The 17,494-nt window shown below is 42.1% G+C and carries 9 protein-coding genes; all 9 read left to right on the plus strand.

Annotated features, from left to right (window positions below; genetic code table 11):
* Nucleotides 1–165 precede the first annotated feature (165 nt).
* The 9 genes from ABID99_RS09775 to ABID99_RS09815 all read left to right on the plus strand — a co-directional run bounded on the left by ABID99_RS09775 (nt 166) and on the right by ABID99_RS09815 (nt 17,491).
* Nucleotides 166–3,600: a SusC/RagA family TonB-linked outer membrane protein gene (locus tag ABID99_RS09775; protein WP_090526039.1), complete on the plus strand. Its 3,435-nt coding sequence runs from the start codon at nt 166–168 to the stop codon at nt 3,598–3,600.
* Nucleotides 3,601–3,609: 9 nt separating this feature from the next.
* Entirely contained in the window at nt 3,610–5,103 is a 1,494-nt protein-coding gene (locus ABID99_RS09780) for a RagB/SusD family nutrient uptake outer membrane protein (RefSeq protein WP_373613585.1), read from the plus strand.
* A gap of 19 nt (nt 5,104–5,122) precedes the next feature.
* On the plus strand, nt 5,123–5,977 hold the full coding sequence (locus ABID99_RS09785; protein ID WP_373613586.1) for a DUF4843 domain-containing protein: 855 nt from the start codon (nt 5,123–5,125) through the stop codon (nt 5,975–5,977).
* Between the two features lie 11 nt (nt 5,978–5,988).
* Nucleotides 5,989–7,425 carry a PKD-like family lipoprotein gene (locus tag ABID99_RS09790; protein WP_373613587.1) on the plus strand — a complete coding sequence of 479 codons (1,437 nt, stop codon included), beginning with the start codon at nt 5,989–5,991 and terminating at the stop codon, nt 7,423–7,425.
* A 148-nt stretch (nt 7,426–7,573) separates the two neighbouring features.
* Complete coding sequence (locus tag ABID99_RS09795) at nt 7,574–8,698, plus strand: redoxin domain-containing protein (protein ID WP_373613588.1); 1,125 nt, start codon at nt 7,574–7,576, stop codon at nt 8,696–8,698.
* A 6-nt stretch (nt 8,699–8,704) separates the two neighbouring features.
* Complete coding sequence (locus ABID99_RS09800) at nt 8,705–10,585, plus strand: protein-disulfide reductase DsbD domain-containing protein (RefSeq protein ID WP_373613589.1); 1,881 nt, start codon at nt 8,705–8,707, stop codon at nt 10,583–10,585.
* A gap of 9 nt (nt 10,586–10,594) precedes the next feature.
* Nucleotides 10,595–11,152, plus strand: a complete 558-nt coding sequence (locus ABID99_RS09805; protein WP_373613590.1) for a TlpA family protein disulfide reductase — start codon at nt 10,595–10,597, stop codon at nt 11,150–11,152.
* A gap of 366 nt (nt 11,153–11,518) precedes the next feature.
* Nucleotides 11,519–13,057: a trypsin-like peptidase domain-containing protein gene (locus ABID99_RS09810; protein ID WP_373615903.1), complete on the plus strand. Its 1,539-nt coding sequence runs from the start codon at nt 11,519–11,521 to the stop codon at nt 13,055–13,057.
* 1,173 nt (nt 13,058–14,230) lie between these two features.
* Nucleotides 14,231–17,491 (plus strand): TonB-dependent receptor, encoded by a 3,261-nt coding sequence (locus tag ABID99_RS09815; RefSeq protein WP_090526030.1) that lies wholly within the window; start codon nt 14,231–14,233, stop codon nt 17,489–17,491.
* Nucleotides 17,492–17,494 lie beyond the last annotated feature (3 nt).

Genomic DNA, 17,494 nt, shown 5'->3' on the forward strand with positions numbered 1-17,494 from the left:
AAAACTTAATGGATAAACAAGTACGATAAATCTCAGACCAATCTCATATCAACAGACCAAAAATTAACCGGAAGCCTCTCACCGCTTCCGGTTTAAAATAGGTCAGGCAGCACAAGATGTCGAAGCCCTGGGCTGCATTTTATTAACCCAATCTTATTCAAAAATATGAAATTAACTTTTCTTTACAACGCCGTATGCGCAATGCGGGGGGTAAAGTGCAAATTCTTATTAGTATTGAAACTCACCACTATACTGTTGCTTGTTGGCGTGTTGCACTTATCGGCTGCAAGTTATTCTCAAACGGTAACCATATCCGGTAAAAACAAGAGCCTCGAATCGGTTTTTAAGGATATAAAACAACAAACAGGCTATTTGTTTTTTTACAGCGAAAAAGTAAATATAAAAGGCAAAACAGTTGATGCCAATTTTCATGACGCGCCGCTTGTTGATGTGCTTAACACGTGTCTTAAAGATTTTGATCTGAGTTTTACCATTGTGTCTAAAACCATCGTAATCCAAAATAAAATACCCGAACCGCGGCCGGAACTGGCTGCGCCGATGAGCAAAATTCCGGTGAGTGGCCGTGTATTGGATTCGGTGAGTAAAACCACTTTGCCCGGTGTAAACATTGCCATTAAAGGCGGCAGGGGAGTAATAGGCCAAACCAATGATAAAGGGGAGTTTAATGTACAGGCGGATGCAGGGCAAACATTAATATTCTCGTTTATGGGCTACAAATCCGCAGAAGTTAAGGTGGTAGCAGGGCAATCGATTGTAGTGAGGCTTTTGCCTGATATTAATAACATTAAAGACATAGTGGTAACCGGTTACCAGGTTATCAAAAAGGATAATTATACCGGTAATGCTATCACGGTAAGCGGTGCAGATTTGAAGCGTAATAACCCGCAAAACGTGATCAAAAGTATAGCTTCGTTTGATCCGTCGTTTAAAGTACTTGATAATAACTTTATCGGTTCGGATCCAAACAAGCTGCCAAAGATAAACGTAAGGGGCGCCACAGCTATCCCTTCCATCAGCGACAATATACTGGACCGCAACAACCTTTCAAGTAATTATAACCTGCCGGCCTTTATCCTTGATGGCTTTGAAGTATCGCTTCAAAAAGTAGTTGACCTGGATATTAACCGGATAGAATCGGTTACCTTATTGAAAGATGGTGCGGCTACTGCGGTTTACGGTTCAAGGGCAGCCAACGGTGTAATGGTGATCACTACCAAAGCGCCTGTTGCCGGGAAACTGCAGTTATCATACAATTACGAGCTTACCTTCAACGGCCCGGATCTGTCCGACTATCACGTGCTTAATGCTAAACAAAAAGTGGCCTATGAGCAGCTTGTGGGTTTATATGACACACAGACATCTACCAGCGGTGATACTAAACAGGACGAGCTTGACGCCCAGTTGTTCACGCGCTTAAAAAATGTGGCGAGCGGTGTTAATACTTATTGGTTGTCGCAGCCTTTAAGAAACGCCTATCAGCAGAAGCATTCGGTTTACGCGCAGGGAGGCGATCAATCGTTCAGGTATGGTATCGACTTGCGATACCAGACACAACCGGGGGTTATGAAGGGTTCTGACAATACGCGTTATAGCGGCGGGGTTGATTTTACCTATAATCCAAGCTCAAAGCTTATTATCAGGAATGATCTGACCATTACACAGGTTAACCAGGCCAATTCTCCTTACGGCGATTTTTCGACCTATGTAAATGCCAACCCATATTTCCCGATAAGGGACAGTACAGGCAGATTGGTACAGGAACTGGCCAACTGGCGTGTAAACACCGGCCGTTCAGGAACTGATCAATATGTTACCGAAAATGTGTTTAACCCTTTATATGAAGCCAGCCTGAGCAGTTTTAATAAAGCGGCATATACAGAAATACTGGAGTCGTTCTCTGCTGATTATAAGATGACAAAAAGCCTGAGGTTAAGGGCGTTAATGAGCGTAAACAAAACCAATTCAACATCTGATAATTATGTATCGCCCTTAAGTAGTGTTTTTTACAACTACGCGTCTGATAGGCTGAACAACAGGGGGACTTATGATTACGGAACAAATGCCAGTCTTAACCTTGACGGAAACGTAACTATCAGTTATAACAAGCAGTTGGGCGATCATTATTTCAACCTTGTGTTAGGTGCTAATATTTTGGCTTCAAAGGCCGATGTTAAATCATTTTCGGCCCAGGGTTTTTCAAACGACAGGTTTACCAATATTGGCTTTGCACGTATTTACAAAGAAAATTCAGGCCCTTACGGAGATGTTACCAAGTCAAGAACGGCAGGTGCTTTCTTTTCGGGCAACTATGCGTTCCAAAACAAATATCTGTTAGATGCATCGGTAAGGGTTGATGGTTCATCGGCTTTCGGGGCCGACAGGCGTTATGCTCCTTTCGGATCCCTTGGGATTGGCTGGAATATTCATAAGGAAGGCTTTTTTCAGGGCTCAAAAGTAATAAGCCAGCTGCGCCTTAAAGGCAGTATCGCAACGCTTGGTTCTATCAGCTTCCCGGCATACCAGTCGCGCTCAATTTATTCATATGATACGCAAAACTGGTATTCAACCGGTATCGGCGCTACCATTCTGGGCTACGGCAATAGCAACCTGGAATGGCAAAAAACCCGTACCTCTGATGTTGGTATGGACATTGGGTTGTTTAAAGATAGGATAGTTATATCGCCAAGATACTATTACAAACTTACCAAAGGGTTAATTACTGATATCAATCTTGCGCCGTCAACAGGTTTTACAACTTATAAAGATAACCTTGGTGACATGTCAAACAAAGGCTATGAGCTTTACCTCGTAGCCCAGGTTTTCCATACATCCAACTGGAACATTAACCTGACAGGTAACCTTGCTCATAACGTTAACAAAATAGTGAGCATATCTGATGCGCTTAAAGCCTTCAACAATAACATAGATAACTTCCAGACCAATAAGGATAACAACGCTTTTTCAACCCCGCTAACCCGGTATGTTGAAGGTAAATCACTGAATACCATTTACGCAGTGAAGTCATTGGGTATTGATCCTGAAAACGGTAAAGAGATCCTGGTAAAAAAAGATGGTACCCTAACCTATGTGTGGGATGTTAAGGATGTACAGGACGTGGGCAATACCACGCCAAAGGCCGAGGGCTTTTTTGGTAGTACGGTATCATACAAAAGGTTTATGCTGAGCTTTAGCTTCCATTACCGTTTTGGCGGGCAAGCCTTTAACCAAACGCTTATCGACAGGGTTGAAAATGCTGATCCCCGTTTTAATGTTGATAGCCGCGTGCTGGAGCAGAGGTGGAAACAGCCCGGCGATCGCACGTTTTTCAAAAATATTACTGACCTAACCGATACTTATGTGTCATCGCGATTTGTACAAAAAGATAACCTGATAGAGCTGCAGTCGCTTTACTTGTCATATGATTTTAAGCCAAACGCTATTCGTCGTTTGGGGCTTCAAAATTTGAGGCTGGCAGCCACAGCAAACGATGTTTTCAGGACTTCAACTATCCAGGCAGAGCGTGGGATCTATTATCCCTTTGCCCGCAGCTTAACATTTTCATTATTGGGTTCATTTTAACACATAACCATGAAGAGATATTTAATTTTTATAATCCCGTTGCTGGTATTTACCTCATGCAAAAAGTTTTTGGATGTACAGCCGGAATCTGATGTAACCAAAGAGCAACTGTTTACCACTGAAGATGGTTTTGAGGAGGCGTTGAATGGTGTTTACACCAGGTGTACCAAAGCAGATATGTACGGTGGCAACCTCACGTTTAGCAACCTGGATATCATGGCGCAGAACTATTCGTTTTCGAATACTGATTTTCAAAAGATCGCTTCTTTTCAGTACAGCCAAAGCATTTTAAAGGATAAAAACAGCCAGATCTGGTCGGCGGTTTATAACGCCATCGGTAATTGTAATGAAATATTACAGGTGATAGATAAACAAAAGGCTGTGTTTTCGGGTAACAACTATGCCATCATTAAAGGCGAAGCGCTCGCCCTTCGCGCATACCTGCATTTTGATCTTTTGCGCATGTTCGCGGCTTCGTATAAATCCAATCCGAACGCCAAAGGCATCCCATATGTAACCAATGTTAGTATTAAAAGTACATCGTTTTCATCGGTAGCTGAGGTAATTAACAACGCTATAGCTGATCTGCGTAATGCACGTGCGTTGCTAAGTACAACTGATCCCATTCTTTCTCCAGGCTACATAGTTGGATATCCCAACAAAACCTATCCCGGCGGTTATACAGGTCGCAAGCAAACAGAAACCACAAGTAATACCCTGTTTTTGCAAAACCGCAGGCACAGGCTTAATTATTATGCCGTATGCGGCGAACTTGCAAGGATTTACCTGTATGAAAATGACTACCAGAATGCACTCTCCAACGCCAATGATGTAATAACTGCTAATAAATTCCCCTGGACTCAAAAAGATGATGCCTTTAACAACAACGTTGAACAAAAAGACAGGATTTTTTACAACGAGCTGGTATTTGGCTGGTATGCACCACATGCCAACGATAACAACGCGCTTGTTACGTTATTCAGTGCCACAAATACTGCTCAATATCAGCCAACACCGTTGCACTTAGATAATATCTATGAAAAAAGCACTGTTGGTGCCGAGGACTGGCGCTACAGAGAATGGTTTTTTACAGCTACAGATGTAACGCCAAACCGTAGTTACCTGGTTAAATATTTGGTTAACAGTTCGCCGCAGGTAAACCTGCACCCGTTAATGGCACCGTCTTTTCGCTTGGCTGAGGCCTACTATATAGCAGCTGAAGCAAGCTATGATAGTAACCCAACAAAAGCCATTGAGTATTTAAATACAGTACGTACCCATAGGGGCATTATCGATTTATTGCCGAATACTTTGGGCAAATCAGCTTTTATGAATGAGCTGGTTAAAGAAGCCCGTAAAGAGTTTTACGGCGAGAGCCAGATATTTTACATGTATAAACGCTTAAACCTTGATATAGTGGCGGCCAGCGGCCAGATCTATCCGGCATCAAACAGCATATACGTGTTCCCGATCCCCGACGACGAAACAGCTTACAATAATTGATCTCATACCATTTATAACAATGAAAAGAAATATATTTTTTGTTTTAGTGGTCTTTGCAGCTCTTTTCGGTTGCAAAAAAGACCAGTTACTTACATACGGCTCCAGGGATAATATTTATCTGAATTATAAGGATAAAGACGGCAACCAGGATACGTCGGTATTAACCTATTCCTTTGCCTATAATCCAACCCTGGCGCAGGATACCATTTGGGTACCGGTGATCATTTCGGGGCAAAGGTCAAAAACCGAAAGAAGGTTTGCGATATCCGTAGTTGACACCGCTACCACGGCCAAAGCCGGTTTGCACTATGAAGCGCTTAAGCCCTCGTACACTATGCCTGCTGATTCGGGCACAGTAAAGGTACCTGTCATCATCAAAAATACCGACCCAGAACTTGCAAATAAATCGGTTGTGCTTACCATTCTTGTTTCGGGTGGTCAGGATTTTAATTCGTCATTGCCTGTGGCGTTGAGGATGCGATCTATCCTTTATTCGTCGCGTTTGGAACAACCGGCCTGGTGGATTTACTGGATGGGTAATCTGGGCCCTTACAGCAGGATAAAACACCAGTTGTTCCTGATCTCTTCGGGTACTACCGATTTGGTTGATATGTCAAAACCGAACGCTTATCTGCAGATTCCGCGCACGCTGTATTATATAGATAACGTGAGGACCTTTATTAATGACCCTTTTGCCTGGGTAGCGCGATATCCCGAAAAAGGCTACATACTTACCAAAAGGGCCGACGGAAGTAATGATTATGATTTTTATAATTCTTCTTCGCCCGGTAAGAAGTTTTACCTCAAGTATTATGCGCAGGCAGGCAAGTACTTTTTTGTTGATGAAAATGGTCAGCAGGTTATTATCAATTAAACACTTAGGTCATGAAATTTAAATCGATAGCTCTATTGGCGCTCATAACGGTATTTTATACTTCATGTAAAAAAGACCTCGGCAATTATGTATACTCGCCACCTTCAGAGCCGGTAGTTACCGGCGTTAATAATGCAACATTTGCAGCCCTGCTGGGCGATACGCTCACCATAAACCCCAAGGTTACTCTTGCCGGTGCCGATCCCTTAAAGGATCTTGATTTTGAATGGCATATCACCGTACAAGAAGAACTGCGGGAAGCTGTTTACAAAGGCTACCCTCTGAAAATGGTCTACAATTTAGGCCCCGGCGACCGCGCTTGTAAACTTACAATTACCGACAAACGGAATGGGTTATTTTATACGTTCCCTTTCAAAATTACAGGTACGACGCAGTTTTCGGCAGGTATTTTGGTGTTGAGTAATGATAATGGCATTACCAAACTATCATTTGTAAAACCCGATAAAACGGTGTTGGGCGACATCTATAAATCACTTAATAAAGACGATTTGCCTATCAATCCGGTTCAATTGTACTATTCAAAACCTCTGCCTTATCAACCCAACACCAAAGAGGAATATTGGGTATTAAGCAGCGATCCTAATAAAAGCGGAGTGGTGCTCGACGCCAGTACGTTGCTAAAACGGACGGATTTTGCAGCGCAGTTCTTCTCTCCGCCGGCTGTTATCAATACAGGTTACCTGGAGCCATTTTTAGGCCCCGTACAAATGGGAACAGTGCCAACGGGGGTTATCAATGGTAAGCTATATGTGGGTGTATCGTCAACTGCGCCATTTGCTGATGATTACGGCAAATTTGCCAACGAACAGGGCGGTGATTATACCATGTCGAAATATTTTACACATGGAAGCTCGTTTTTTATCGGTTACAATCTTAAAGGAAAAGCCTTTATCACCTTCGGGGCCGATGGTACTTACTCTGGCACCAATTACCAGATTGATACCGCAAGCACTGGCTTTGACCCTAAAAATGTAGGATACGATAATTTGTTGTTCATGAAACCTACAGAAGGCGGCCCTTCATACGCTTTCTTTAAAACAGCGACAGGTACCATAACCGAACTAAGTTTTAGCTACCCTATGGGCGACGACCGGACATTTAAAGGGCTGGGCAAACGCACATTCAAAGGCAGCGCCTTAATTGATGATAATACCAAATGGGTGGTGAATAGCTTAAATGTGTTTTATTTTTCATCAAAAGGGAAAATTTACCGCTATAACCCAATTAATGAAGATATAAGACAGCTCGACGCAGACTTTGGCGGTAAAAAGGTATCCATGATGAAGATCAGTTTGGATGACAACACCCTTACTGTTGGCGCAGATGGGGCAGTTTATACACTTGACGTAAGTGTTTCTAAAACCGGTAATATCATCAAAACAATAACCGGCATACCGGGCGAACCGGTTGACATTGTGAGCAGATAAAAAACTAACTAATCAAAACCATATAAAAGATTAACCAACAGCATGAATGATTTTTGTGTTGTTGGCCGCAGTCATGACATTAACAAGAGCGTTTCATCCTTGAAAAGTATAACGTAACCTGTCGACTCGATGTATAACATATAAAGAAATGAAAAAACTACTAAACTTAATTTTGAGCATGGCTGCGTTGAACGCCGCCGGCCAAACTAACCAGTTCGCTATTAATGGGCAGATTGGCAATCTCAACGGTCAAAAAGTTTATTTAAGCTTTATGACGGACGGCAAGGGGCATGAAGATTCGACCACATTAGTTAACGGCGCTTTTCATTTCACAGGTAGGATGAACCCATACAGTTCTGTACGCCTTGCACTTGATCATAAAGGCGCCGGCCGGGAAATTGCCACCCATGGCGGCGATATTCTCTACTTTAATTTTTCTAATGAAACGCTTAATATAATTTCTAAAGATTCCCTGGCAAACGCCCAGATGAGCGGATCCAAAACATATGATGAATATTCGGCTTATGTGAAAGCTGTAGGACCGATGCCATGGGACATCGATCATATTTCTAATGCTGAAATTGCGGCAGCGCCCGAGTTGGTGAATGATACCGCATTTACCAATTCGGTTGCCCGCCATCACTATAAAATGATTGCCGATTTTCAGCGCAAAAATCTCGATTTTGCCAAAACGCACCCCGATTCGTTCTTTGCACCGGTAGCTCTGTTCGGCACTGCATCTAACGAAAAAACGGTTACAGTAGCCGAACAGGTGTTCAAAACTTTCAGTCCGGCAATCCAGGCAACTGATAATGGTAAAACTATCAAAGAATTTATTGATGCACATTACCGTTTAAAAATAGGTGGCCCGGCGCCGGTTTTTACTCAGGTCAACCCTGCCGGCAAACGCTTATCGTTAGCCGATTATAAAGGCAAAATCGTTTTGGTCGATTTTTGGGCAAGTTGGTGTTCACCTTGTCGTCAGGAAATCCCAAATCTGTTAAGTCAGTATAAAATGTACAAGGATAAAGGGTTCGAAATCCTTTCGGTATCGCTTGACAGCAGCCGTGACAAATGGCTGAAAGCTCTGCAACAGGAGGGTATGACATGGCCGCAGGTTAGCGACTTGAATGGCAACAACAACAGCGTTGCCCGTCTTTATGGCGTTTCGGCTATACCTGCTACATTCCTGGTAGACCGCGACGGCAAACTTATTAGCACAAATCTGCGCGGGGAAGACCTCAATCATAAACTTGCCGAACTTTTTAATTAAGCAGGTATGAAAAAGATCATTTTGGCTTTTCTGCTTTGTTTTATGTTTAGCGTAGCCTCTTTGGGCAACGTCATAAAACACGGAGCGGGCAAAATAGCACTCCATGTTTTATATGTAGGATATGATCCGGCAAAACCTAAGCCCGAACATATTACTTACTACAGCACAGCTGCGGGCGCGGTAGATGAGGCCTGGAAAACCCGTATGGCCGATTTTAAGGCTTTTTTAGAAACGCGCTTTGACAAAGTTGAAGTTGTGGATGTGAGGGATTACGATGCTTCGATGTCTGCCAATGTCGACGTAACAATTGCCGATGCGGGGCCGATAAAATTACCTGCCAATTTTGACAGGCCTATTATTTTGATGCATCAGCTGGCTCCCGATGTGGGCATGCCGATAGGACTTAAGTTTGATTGGTATTGTCAGTGTTTGGAAGACGATGCGCTGAACATCAAAACCAGTCATGCCATATTTAATACACCTGTAAAAGTGAAGCTAACTTTAGTTAACAGGCCTACGCCGGGTTCTTTTTTTAACGGCTTTCAGGGAGCAACTACCCCGAAGGAACTGCCTATGTGGAAGGTGATCAAAGAAGATCCTGCAGCTAAGGATAAATACATTATCGGCATGGTGGCACATGGTGAGGGATTTAACGATTCGCCGGATGCCGAAGCTATAAGTGGCGGTGTTTGCTTAAAAAATGCTGAAGCAGTAGCGTTAGGCCGTCAGGGCAATTATTTTATGTGGGGCTTTTCTGCTTCGCCAAATCATATGACCGATGAAGCTAAAGATGTATTTGTGAACACAGTTTGCTACATCAAAAAGTTTGATCACCAGGCGCCCATCATGAAAAAAGTACAAATTGAAAACCGTGAGTGGGTAAATGAAATGATTTACCGTAGCGATAAAGCGTTATATCAAAAAACGCTGATAGCCCGGAAAGAAGGTAATGCACGCCTGCTAAAAATGCAGCAGGAACTTAAAGACCGTAAAGCCAAAGGCGAGGATATTGGTAAAGGTAACGAGGCGTTTTTAAAGATGCCGGTATCCGATGATGTACAAAGTTTTGATGAATACCTTAAAAGCTGGACTGGCAGCGGCATGTATGATGCTTTTGGTACTAACGTAGAGGCCTATCATAAGTACTATCGGGATAACCTCGAGTATTTTTATCCGGTTGATGCTTACTCGTTACAGGTGGATGAGGATGCAAAAAAGCTGGGGATCTCCAACCGCAAAATTGAGCTGCTTGAAAAATGTATCAATATGCTTGAGAAAGGAGAGGAGCCTGCCCTGGCCCAAAGGGTATTGGAAAGATATACCACTGAAAAATTCACATCTGCCAAAGAATGGCGCATTTGGTTAACCAAAAACAAGCCCAACCTTTATTATACCGAAGCCGGAGGGTTTAAATTTATGGTGAATACCCACAAAACAGAAACAGCGGCAATTGCGCCCGCATCAACTGGTGACGTTAAAACCGCAAATGCTGTAACAGTACCAACCCGTACCGATCCGGTGACAGTGAGCGCCATGTTGATTGATGAAGCAAACGGGAAAAAACAGGTAGTTGTTAAGGCTGAGATCTTGCAAGGCTGGCATATTTACGCCTATGTACCTAAGGACAGCCCTTTTATTACCACACAACCTATTATTGAGTTACCCAAAGGTGTAACAAGCGGCGAGTGGCAGGCATCGGCAGGTGTGCCATTTATCGGCGGCGAAGGCATGTTTGTTTGGGAGGGCATAGCAACATTTAAAACCGAGATAAGTGCGGCTTCATTAAAGACTGGCATGGTAGTCAAATGCGGGCTTTATTACCAGGTTTGTGATAACAACAAATGTTTTCCGCCTAAAAGAAAGGTAATTGAATTACAGGTTTTATAGTCAGGCTAAATGAAAATAAACTTTAAAAAGTTGCTGTTGATAACACCGGTAATGCTTGCCCTAAGCATCGGATGGAAGGCGGATGTAAAAGCTTCATCATTAGAGAAGCGGGATACTGTTACAGCAAGTCAAAATTTATTAGTTGGAAAACCATTGCCGGCTTTTGAGTTACAAACTGCCGGTGGTAAATCCATCAAATTGTCATCGGTCAAAGGTAAAGTTGTATTGGTTGACTTCTGGGCTTCATGGTGTATACCCTGCAGGGCGGCTATTCCGCACCTTAAGGAGTTATATAAACAATACCAAGCTAAAGGATTCGAGATAGTTAGTATTTCAATTGATCAAAACAATAAAGCCTGGAAAAACGCCATGCTTAAAGAAGCAATGCCCTGGCAACAGGGAATAGATAAATATGAGGATGGCAAAGATGCATCGATTATGATGAATGCTTTGGGTATCCAGTCGGTACCCTTTGCAATTGTGCTTGATGCTGAGGGGAATGTGATTTTAATAAATCCCACTTCCTCTGATATCGATATACAGCTCAAAAAGATCTTTAACAGTTAAGAAATTATAAAATGATAGCACTGGCTATCGTAAAGACAGTCCCGGTAGGACGTTTTCCATCAGTTTTAGTTTAGTTTCCGGAGAGCCGGTTTTAATATCGGCTCTTTTTACATCGGCAGGTACTCTAAACAGCAGCGTTTGGACAACGCTACGGTTCAATTATAATGTATAATGACAAAACGGTTTTTATTATTTTTTTTCCTGCAGTGCTTATGGAACCTGCAGGTTACTAACGCGCAAAATGTTGATAAGCGGATACAAAAGCCCGGAGCTACGCAACTACAGGACAATATAAAAACTGCGATAAAAAAAGGTTATGCTGCCAGTGTATTGATGTGGGAATATGATACTTTGCAGTATAGCCGGATGAGTGCGCAGTTTAGTGGTGTTGTCGTCTCCAAAGCAGGAGAGATCTTAAGCGCAGCACATGTGGTAATGCCCGGCAAAACCTATCAGGTAATATTTCCCGATGGAAAAATGTGCCTGGCCCGTGGTTTGGGCCGTATTACTATTCCCCCAACATTTATGCTGCCGGATGCTGCCATGCTCAAAATAATCCAAAAAGGGGATTGGCCGTTTGTCGAAATGGCCTGGTATTCAGATGTCAAAATCAACCAGCCATGTATTAGCATAGCTTACCCGGAAAGCATGGAACAACGCAAACCTGATGTAAGGTTTGGACATATCACCAATTTAAATAACAGGTATGGTTTTATGGAATCAACTTGCGTGATGGAGCCAGGAGATTCAGGCGGCCCCCTGTTTGATCTGTCTGGCCGTTTGATCGGAATCCATAGCGGCATCGAACAGTCGGAGGATATTAATTATGAAATCCCCGTAGATACCTATCGTAAATATTATACAGCACTAACCCGTTTAGAGAATTATACTTCCCTGCCTTTGGATACAAATGTAGTTTCAAAAAATCGGCCGGCCAATAATTTTCCGGTAGCTGAAAATCCAGATAAGTATTTTAAAAGTGTGGACAAGCGTTTTAAAACAACTTGTGTAAATATTAAGAGTGTTATTGATGGTAAGGAACAGACTATAGGGGGGACCATTTTTTCTTTAGATAATATCAATGTAAAAGCTGCCTTCAAAAATTCAGATATCGTTTTGACTAAAAGCTCAATGATTGGCGAGGGTCCTTTTATCACATTATCGGGCGGCAAGACTGTTAAGGCAAATATTATCAAACGGGACAGAATTAATGACCTTGCGATATTATTGCCCATTTCAAAGTTAGGGAAGGAAGGTATCAGGCTTGGAATGTTATTGGCAGATACACTTAGTGATAACGATTTGGGTAGTTTTTTGATTTCTCTTCGCGCTGATTCTCCGTATTGTAGTAGTGTTTTGGGAAGCGTTGGCGTAAGCTTGCCAAAAAAAACCAGCTACGGCTATTTGGGAGCTGTTGCCCGGCAAAAGGGACAGGCGTTATTATTTACTTTTATTCAGCCCAACAGCGCGGCTGAGGCTGCCGGACTAACAACCGGCGATGAGCTTTTAGCAATTGATGACAAAACTGTAAATGACGAACTGGATATGTTTAAAGCCCTTCTAAAATTCCGCGCCGGCGATACTACTTTAATGACAATCAATCATAAGGGAGAAAAGTTAATAAAAAAAGTCGCCCTAAAATATCCACCCCAAAAAATTACCAATCATCCGGCCGACCACTTCATAGGGGGGAAAAGCATTCGAAAAGATGGGTTTGGGAATGTATTTGTTCATGATGCAAGAATAAAACCGCGGGAGTGCGGAGGGGCCGTATTTGATATCACCGGAAAGTTTTTGGGCATTAATATAGCAAGATTGAGCAGAACAAGCACAATTACGATACCAGCCGTCGCAGTAAATCAATTTATAGTAACTGCCATTTACGACAGCAAAGATGGTAATTAAATTGATTTGGACGATAAAAGACAGGATTTTGAAATTGTAGGGTCTGTAAAATAAACTGTGCAGTTGTTATATCAAATTTAACATCATTCTTCCACGAGGAAACCAAATGGCCAGTTTGAGCGGTCATGGCCCGGTTTGAAAGTGGCATCGTCCATTGAAGGGATCGTGTCCTCCTATGTTTTTACCGATTTGAGTAAATAATACAAACAATGCCATGTCATCTTTTAGCAAAATAGGAGACTCTTTTATATCATTTTATTTTTTTAATCCCTGACTGGGCGCAAAGTGCCATATCTTATATCTGACAGAAAAATTTGAAATTTATCTGCAGGTCTATGTAATGCTATTTTAACATTAAATTCAGCTGATGTTATGTTTTTATTTTTAACAAACAGCTGGGTTTATAAAAAACACTCTTTTTTTATCGCATATTATCCCGATATATGATTAATGTAAAAAATACAGGTAAAAATCGATTTTTAATAAAAGTGGCAGTTTTGCCGAAATGTTTTTTTAAAACAATAGTTTGCTTTCATTATTGATAATATTATGCTTTGTTTAATATTTAATTCGTAAAACTAAAAAGTGATTTGTGCAAATTGTACACTATGCCTATTTTAGATTTAATCAAACAGAAATAAACCAACACTATAAATAACCTTATTTAATACTATTTTATCACCAGTAAAAATTAAGTTTTTAGTACTTTGAAAGGATAGTAAATGTTTTGATCATTGTTAGTTTTTGGATTACGGCCGCAAGGCTTATCTCACATTCAATCCGGAGGCAACCATATGATAGAAGGCATTTTTTCCTTACGTGTTAGATGAATGAATTTCATTTTTCGTGCTACTGCCGCAAGGCTTATCTCACATTCAGTCGCGGAGCAATGATTTCCATTTGATTAAAATTTAAAACTGTTATTGCCTACACAATAATCAGTATCACATTTGTTTTTTGGTTGTTATATGGCTTTGTCCTACACGATAGCCTGTAACGTTGTATTTGCCGGAGTAAGTATTTATTTCGCAGCAATGTCTCTACCATTGCTTTAAGCCAAAAGCTAAAAAAATCCCAGGCGCTGCCTCTACCACTGCCGACACCAAGTTGCTGTATTTCAGCTTTTTGGGCTATGTTCTTAATCAAATATATTAACTAAATTAAATTAAAATCATGCTTAAAAATTTACTTCTCAGAGGGAGGTTTCTGGCTGTACTGTTGTGCTGTCTGATATCCTCGGTGGTAGTTATGGCCCAAACAAAGTACAAAGGAAAGGTTATCGGCAGCGATGACAAGCAGCCGGTTGTTGGTGCTTCTATCAGGCTCAAAGGATCAACGACAGGTGCGGTGACCGATGTTAACGGCGAGTTTACACTCAGCTTAAAACCAGGCAATGTATTAGTGATATCTTATATTGGATATCAAACAACAGAAGTTACCGTAGGGACCGATCCTAATTTAAGGATAACGCTTACTGCGGGCAGCAATGCACTTAATGAAGTGGTGGTTACAGGTTACGGCTCACAACGTAAAAAAGACCTGGTGGGTGCTGTAGCCGTTGTCGACGTTGCTGCACTGACCCGTCAGCCGGTTTCATCGGTTGAAAGCCAGCTGCAAGGTCAGGCGGCCGGTGTTACCGTTATCGCTTCAGGGCAACCGGGTGAAAATCCTTCTGTAAAAATCCGTGGTGCTAACACGTTTGGCAATAACCAGCCGCTTTACGTGGTTGACGGTGTACCAACAACCAACGTAAGCGATATTAACCCCAATGACGTGGCAAGCATGCAGGTACTTAAGGATGCGAGCTCGGCATCTATTTACGGTGCAAGGGCGTCAAACGGTGTAATCGTAATCACTACCAAAAAAGGTAACGGAAAAACCAACGTTTCCTACGATGCCTACTATGGTACACAGGTGCCGAAAGGCGGTAATGTGTTCCATTTGCTCAATCCAACCGAGATGATGCAATTAAGAGCCCTCGCTATAAAAAATACCGCAGCACTTAAAAATATTCCTGTTGACCTTAGCAGCAACCTTTACGGCGCTAATGGTGATGTTTTGCCTGATTATATCAGTGCAGGTGGCGTAGGCCCAGCTGGAGTACATGATGGTGATCCTGCTGTTGATCCTGCTAAATACAATGTGAACCCGTTTTATACGTCAGGCGATGCGTCGGGTTTTTATCGTATTACACGAGCAAACAAGGGCGGTACTGATTGGTACCACAAGATATTTAAATCGGCGCCGATTCAAAGCCATAACCTGGCTATGAGCGGAAGCACTGATGCCGCTACTTATTTGTTTTCATTGAATTACTTTAACCAAAGGGGTACCTTGAAAAATACCTATGATAAGCGTTACACCGTAAGGGCTAATACAAGCTACAATGTAACCAAACATATCAGGATAGGTGAGAACTTGTCATATTCATTAACTGAAAACCCGCTGATCAACGAAAATGATGAGGGGTCGGCTATCGGCATGTCATTCCGCGAGCAGCCTATTATTCCGGTTTATGACATTAAAGGCAACTACGCAGGTTCAAATACTGCCAACTTAGGTAATGCACGTAACCCGGTAGCCATTATGGATCGTACTAAAAATAACTACGGTGCATTTAACAGGTTGTTTGGTAATGCATTTGCCGAGGTGGATTTCCTGAGGTACTTCACTTTACGTACGCAGTTTGGTGGTGAGTATTATTCAGACTATAATCATAGCTTTACCTTCCCGGAATATGAGAACTCTGAAAACAACTCGACCAATTCATATTCGGAAAACTCATTTAACGGATATAACTATACCTGGACAAATACTTTAACTTATCACCAAACAATTGGGAAACATGATATCAAAGTATTGGCAGGTACCGAAGCTTATAAAAACAGGTACGAAACCTTAGGCGCAACCAATACCGGTTACTTTACATTTGATAAGGATTATACCACCATATCTACAGGTACCGGTACACCAACTGCTTACAGCACACTAACACGCGATAAGATATTTTCACTGCTTGCCCGTTTGGATTACACTTTTGCCGACAAATATCTGTTGAATGCTACCATCCGTCGTGACGGTTCGTCAAGGTTCAAGTCTTTCCAATATGGATGGTTCCCGGCCGTTAGCGCGGGCTGGCGTATATCGCAGGAGGATTTTCTGAAAGGTGTATCGTGGATTAACGATTTGAAAATAAGGGGTGGTTATGGTATTATGGGTAACCAGATCAACGTTGACCCTGCAAACGCTTTTACTACATTTGGTAGTAACAAAACAAACTCCTACTACGATATTAACGGTACCTCTACAAGTACGGTTGCCGGTTTCGCTCAAAACCGTATAGGTAACCCTGACGCCAAGTGGGAAAAAGATAAAAACTTCAACGTTGGTTTTGATGGTTCATTCTTTGGTCAAAAGTTGGACATCTCTGCTGATTATTATAAAAAGATCATCACTGATCTGTTATTTAATCCTGCACTTCCTGGTACTGCCGGTTCGGCAACTGCACCGTACAGCAACGTAGGTGCAATGAATAATACCGGTTTGGATATTACAATTGGTACCCACACCAATATAACCCACGATCTGAAAATGAATGCCGCCTTAACGTTTACAACTTATCACAACGTTATTAAGCAAGTAACTCTCGGACAAACCTACTTTGAGCAAAACTCTGGCCGATTTAATGGCAGCTCAATTATTAGAAACAGCGTAGGTGGTCCGGTTGGCGGTTTCTTTGGTTATAAAACTGACGGTTTCTGGGATTCGAAAGCTGAAATTGACGCCGCAAATACGGCTGCTGGCGGAACTTATCAGAACGATGCCGCAGTTGGCCGTTTCAAATACGCAGATATAAACGGCGACGGAAAAATTACTGCCGACGATCGTACCTTATTGGGTAATCCTAACCCTAAATTCACAGGTGGCTTAAACCTTGATTTTAGCTATAAAAACTTCGATCTTAATATGTTCTGGTACGGATCATACGGCAACAAGATCTGGAATGACGTGAGGTGGTGGACAGATTTTTACGCCAACTTTGCCGGCGCAAAAAGCAAAAATGCTTTATATGATTCTTGGACACCGTCAAACACCAATGCCAAGGCTCCTATCCAGGAAATTGATGGCTCATTTAGTACCAACACGGTTCCTAACTCTTTTTATGTTGAGAACGGCTCATACCTGAGACTGAAAAACATGCAAATAGGCTACAAGTTTGCTCCTAAAATCATCAAATCAATTGGTTTGAGCAGCTTGCGTGTATACTTATCAGGCGCAAATCTAATTACCATAACTAAATACTCAGGAGTTGATCCGGAGATTGTTGGCGGAGGTACCACCAGTAACACCAACAGCAGCACAAACTTTGGTGTTGACCGTGGTAACTATTCTCCAAATCGTACATATTTATTAGGTGTTCAGGCTAAATTTTAAATA

Source organism: Mucilaginibacter sp. OAE612, from assembly GCF_041806395.1.
Lineage (GTDB): Bacteria > Bacteroidota > Bacteroidia > Sphingobacteriales > Sphingobacteriaceae > Mucilaginibacter > Mucilaginibacter rubeus.